The sequence below is a fragment of the Levilactobacillus yiduensis genome (genome assembly GCF_024718525.1).
GTDB lineage: Bacteria > Bacillota > Bacilli > Lactobacillales > Lactobacillaceae > Levilactobacillus > Levilactobacillus yiduensis.
The window spans coordinates 1-4,757 of the sequence record NZ_JAMXAZ010000049.1 but is presented as its reverse complement, the minus strand read 5'-3'; the positions used below and the strand labels follow the sequence as shown (position 1 = coordinate 4,757).

Here is a 4,757-nt window from a genome sequence, read left to right as displayed (position 1 = left end):
GGTTCAAAGGACTCCAGGACACCTTGGAAGCATCATTTATTTAAGTTAGATACATATTATATGTACGAAGGCATTTCATTTACACAAGATTCTTGACGCTACCGATTAAACCGACACCAACCGCGGATTCAATCCTGGAAGATTGTTTAAAAAGATTGTCTTTGACTATCGTGACAGACAATCTCGCTCAGCCAAAACAACGTCTGTCATAATTGATGCACAGAGTATTAAAAATACTGATACTGCTGAACATAAGGGGTATGATGCTGGTAAAAAGATATCTGGTATTAAACGACATTTAGCCGTTGATATAAATGGACTACCTCAGGCAATTCATGTAACGACAGTAAATGTATCCGATCGTGATGGCGCTAGTGCTATGTTAGCTCTCAATAGTAGCCACTTAAGCCAAGTATCAACCGTCCTAGTTGATGGGGGCTACACCGGTTCTAATTTTGCAGCAGATGTTCACACTAATTTGAAAGCCACCGTACAGGTGGCTAAGCGTAATGAACTTCATAAGTTTGAGGTACTACCTCAACGTTGGATTATTAAACGCTCATTTAGCTGGCTGGATAAGTGTCGCCGGCTTTGGAAAAACTGCGAACGTCACCTAAATACTAGTCTGCAAATGATTGCTTTAGCGTTTATCTCATTGCTTCTAAAAAGATACTAGACAGCTTCTAAGCGTAGGCACCCAACAAGAGGAGCACCCTATCCTAGATATATACCTATGGCAATTGATAGCAGCACTTTTTACCCCCACCTGCGCTTCCTTTCAAACTCCCATGGCGGCTCTAAGCCTCCCGCCAAATCATGTTCATGTAATCTCGCTAACGTATCGATAACGGCCTCATAACCACTAACAGCTACTGTAGGAACTAGTGGTGTTAAGTACCTTGTCCACACCTGACTTTGAGTCCGACGCTTCGCCATAGCCGACTTAAATAACATGGTTACCGTCGTCAGCAAAGCCGGCTGGTTACCACGTTGAACTTTTTTCACTTGATATGCTGCTTGTAATTGTTTCATAACTCGATTCAAACTGGCGGGAGAAATTCCTAACTCTGCTTGAATCTGACGAGTTGATATAGCGACGGCCGTGGTAGACTTTCCTACTCGATTAATCAATGCTAACACATCTTGACGCCATTCATTAGCATGGCTGTATTGTCGTTCGGCACGTGGCTTAGCAAATTTATGCCAGCCAATCCCAACAACGACTTTACCTGAAAAATTAGGCACCCATTGATCCAATAGTCCTTGAACATAACTCAGTGCGGCCCCTCGATAGTCACCTGAATAAGCGTCTCTGACGCACTGTACAACTTCACGATCGACCAATGGCTCATGTAAATTTGAATTAAACACGTCAAGAACGTCTCTCGCACGCTGCTGAGAAACTTTAGATTGGTACATCGCTAAAGCTAGTGTCATAACGGTGTTATGACGGGCTAAACCATGCCCCGACTTAACTGTTGTCACTTTCAATAACGCTTTAAACCAGGTCTGGTCAACCTGACGACCCTCATCAGAAGACAATGAAATCACCTTACCTCCAGGTTGATCTGTGACGGGAACTTGGGCAGCATAATATTGTGACCACTTCATCAGAGCGCTCACCTGGATCAACATATTAGCATCAAAAAAAATCAGATTATCCTGACGCGGAATTCGGAAAATTCCAAAATTATTGCAGCCTACATCAACCCCAGCCACCCGTTTTTGAATCCATTGCCGCACAAAACTAGACATTTTCTGGGCTGCTTTTAAGACTGGAAACTGGCCGCGTTTCTTCCGCAAAAACATGGGTTGATCAAAAACGTAGTAGACATGGAACCCTTTAGACGTTCGCAAAATCATCGTGGGAATAAATAAATCGGCAACCGTGACCGCACTCAACACTTCCTGCTCCCGGGCATCACGTTCCGCCGCGTCAGAAAAATCAATATCAACGACCAGGCTATTAATTTGCGCGAGGTTATTTTCCCGGTGGCCCCGAACACTCGCCCGATTTTGCGTATAGCCAAGCCAGTTGAAAGTATTGGGTGTCCAGTGAGTCATACGATCAGCGATGGCATCAAGTGCCTCAAAAGAGGTGACCACAACACCATGTGCTTTTTGCATCGAATCCTTACTGCTGAAGAGCGCAATGGCCCCTTTCTTTGTAGAGGTTTCCTTGGCTTGTCCAGCAATATTAGACCGACTATTCTTAACTTTATATGTATGTAATGAATCGTGTAATACCAGTCTTTGTGCGTCTTGAATTGTCTTCAAATCATACATGGCCCGTCACCTCCCTTCAAAATAAACACCTAAATTAGCTTAATAGAAAATACATAGAAAACGAAAAAGCGCAGACAAAAAAGCAACTCAGCGTTATGCCAAGTTGCTTAGGTTAGGAATAGTCCGCCTACTCCCGAATAAACTTCTAAATTTTAAAAATTACCGCCTTCGGATCTAATTAAAAAGATCCAGTGAATTTGCGCAGAAGTCGCTCACCACACGTGTCCCCTTAGTCTTTACCCGGCAGCTTGTCCCCTACCGTTTTGAAATCACACCATTCTCGACATCTCACCATTTTGCTGGTATAATCTTCATAGTTGAAAAAGATTTTTTTCGAGTGCTGACCAATTCCCGTTGGTTGGCGCTTTTCTTATTTATAAGAGAAGTGTACCTCATTATCTCTTCAAAATAAAGAGGTTTCTTTTTTATATTTATAAATTCATACATACATGAATTTATAAATAAATGAATTCATGTATGTATGATTGAACTAATTGCCTTTGTAAAGCAGTTATTGTCAATAGCAATAGGATCCTTGACACAAACAACAATTCAAGTTATACTTATTTTGTTATAAATTCATACATTTATGAAAGCGTGGTGCTTAGAAATTGAAAAAAATAAATTTAAAAAGGCCCCTCACAATTACTGTTGCAAATCAAAAAGGTGGCGCCGGTAAGAGCACAATCACTCGTTACTTAGCCTACAGCCTGTCTCTCCACGGCTATCATGTGCTAGTCGTAGATGAAGATCCACAATCCAATACTACAAAATCATTCGTAGTAACAAAAGAACATAACGAACCAGATTCAGTTTTTGTCTTAGACAAAACAATGATGGCCGGAATCCGAGACCATGATCTAACTGATTTAGTCGTCAACATACTCCCAAATTTAGATCTTATTCCGGCCCATTATGATTTAAAGAATCTAACAAATTATCTTAGCAAACAGTATGGTGTCGCCGAAGAAGGGGACGCCAATTACCACGAAGTTAAATCGAAAAAGCTCTTCTTTTTAAGAGAATTACTTGAACCTCTCAAAAGCCGTGGAACCTATGACTTCATTTTCATTGACACACCACCAACCTCTTCTGATTATACTGACTCCGCTGTAGGAGCGAGTGATTACGTCCTTGTCGCCTTTCAAACTCAATCAGATTCTCTGGACGGGGCCCACAACTTCATTTTCAATCCAGACGAGCTACCAGAGAAGGTAAACGAGTTCGGCGTGCCAACTGATGTACTCGGTATTCTACCGAATCAAATGCAGCGATCCGGAAGTATTGACGAAACTGTAATGCAAGATGCCGTGAACTTCTTTGGAAAAGAAAATATGTTTAAGACAATTGTTCCTTACAAGCGCCGTCTACAATCCGCACCACGAAACGGTCTACGAAATGATAGTTACTGGGACAAAGATATTTTTACTTCATTCTTAGATAATCTGACGAATGAATTCATTGAACGCGTGAACTTAATGGAGAGTGACAAATGATGACTGAATCAAGACAAAAAAAACCCGGTTTTTTCACAAAAGATAATTCTGAAAAAGATACATTAAAAAAAGGATCAGGATTACTCGATAAGTCATACAAACCTGATCCGCAGCCAAAAACCCTATATCGACCTGAACCAACTATAGAAACCAATAATAGCTCTAGGTCCACTCAAGGATTCGGTAATAAGAGTGAACGAAAATCTTTAGTTTTGCCGGCTGAACAATATTATCAGTTTATGGCACTACTTGATCAATCAGCATTTAGTTACACCTATGAGTTACTTGGAGATCAAATGCAGCCACAAATTGATAAAATGAGTCAGGTCGAACGACAGATGTTTGATATGAAGGTAGCCCAACTACGTGAGAAAGATGAAAAGAAGAAAAGAACTCGAAAAAAATTATAAGTTTATACAAGTATGAATTTATAATTGTATAACTAGATTTGATACCACTAGTTACTATCTTCACTATGCTTCTTGATTACGAGCGTCATAGACTCTCTATCCCGTGTTGTAATATTCATATTTGTATACTTTCATAAATTCATATTTACATACAAGTATGAATTTTCAAAAGTCAGTCGTTAAAAATTACGTCTCTTCAATCTTCACACTTTAACATCAATAACGCTTACTCGAACAATAGCATCATTGATAGCTACCAGGCTATCAATGATGCTATTGTTCGTCATATTCAAATTGCTGTAGATCAACACCACCTTAATTACTCGAAGCTTGCAGCGTTTTGGAAAAGAGAGAACTCCATTATAAAAAGCGAAAGTGTTCTCAGAATGCGCCTATTTAACATCTAATTTAAAAATGTGCTCTTCTACTTGTTGAAAAGTATGCTGAAATTACGTGAGGCGCTGCAATTAATGCGTAGTAGATTAAAAAATCGGGAGTGTCAAATTTTTTGTGTAAATGGAAGTCCTCTCCCATTAGCTAGCTTCTAATACATGGATTCTAACGT

The 4,757-nt window shown here is 40.1% G+C and carries 3 protein-coding genes and 1 pseudogene; 3 read left to right on the top strand and 1 reads right to left on the bottom strand.

What is annotated here, in order from left to right; all coding sequences use genetic code 11:
* Window positions 1-169 precede the first annotated feature (169 nt).
* Window positions 170-676: pseudogene (locus NGM66_RS14015) on the top strand (IS5 family transposase); the annotation flags it as partial.
* Window positions 677-756: 80 nt separating this feature from the next.
* Here the strand turns inward: NGM66_RS14015 and NGM66_RS14010 are convergent.
* Window positions 757-2,286 carry a primase C-terminal domain-containing protein gene (locus NGM66_RS14010; protein WP_014216274.1) on the bottom strand — a complete coding sequence of 510 codons (1,530 nt, stop codon included), beginning with the start codon at window positions 2,284-2,286 and terminating at the stop codon, window positions 757-759.
* Between the two features lie 611 nt (window positions 2,287-2,897).
* Here NGM66_RS14010 and NGM66_RS14005 point away from each other — a divergent pair.
* Both NGM66_RS14005 and NGM66_RS14000 read left to right on the top strand, forming a co-directional pair.
* On the top strand, window positions 2,898-3,782 hold the full coding sequence (locus NGM66_RS14005; protein WP_014216286.1) for a ParA family protein: 885 nt from the start codon (window positions 2,898-2,900) through the stop codon (window positions 3,780-3,782).
* Window positions 3,779-4,192: a hypothetical protein gene (locus NGM66_RS14000; protein ID WP_014216285.1), complete on the top strand. Its 414-nt coding sequence runs from the start codon at window positions 3,779-3,781 to the stop codon at window positions 4,190-4,192. The genes NGM66_RS14005 and NGM66_RS14000 overlap by 4 nt, the downstream gene beginning before the upstream one ends.
* Window positions 4,193-4,757 lie beyond the last annotated feature (565 nt).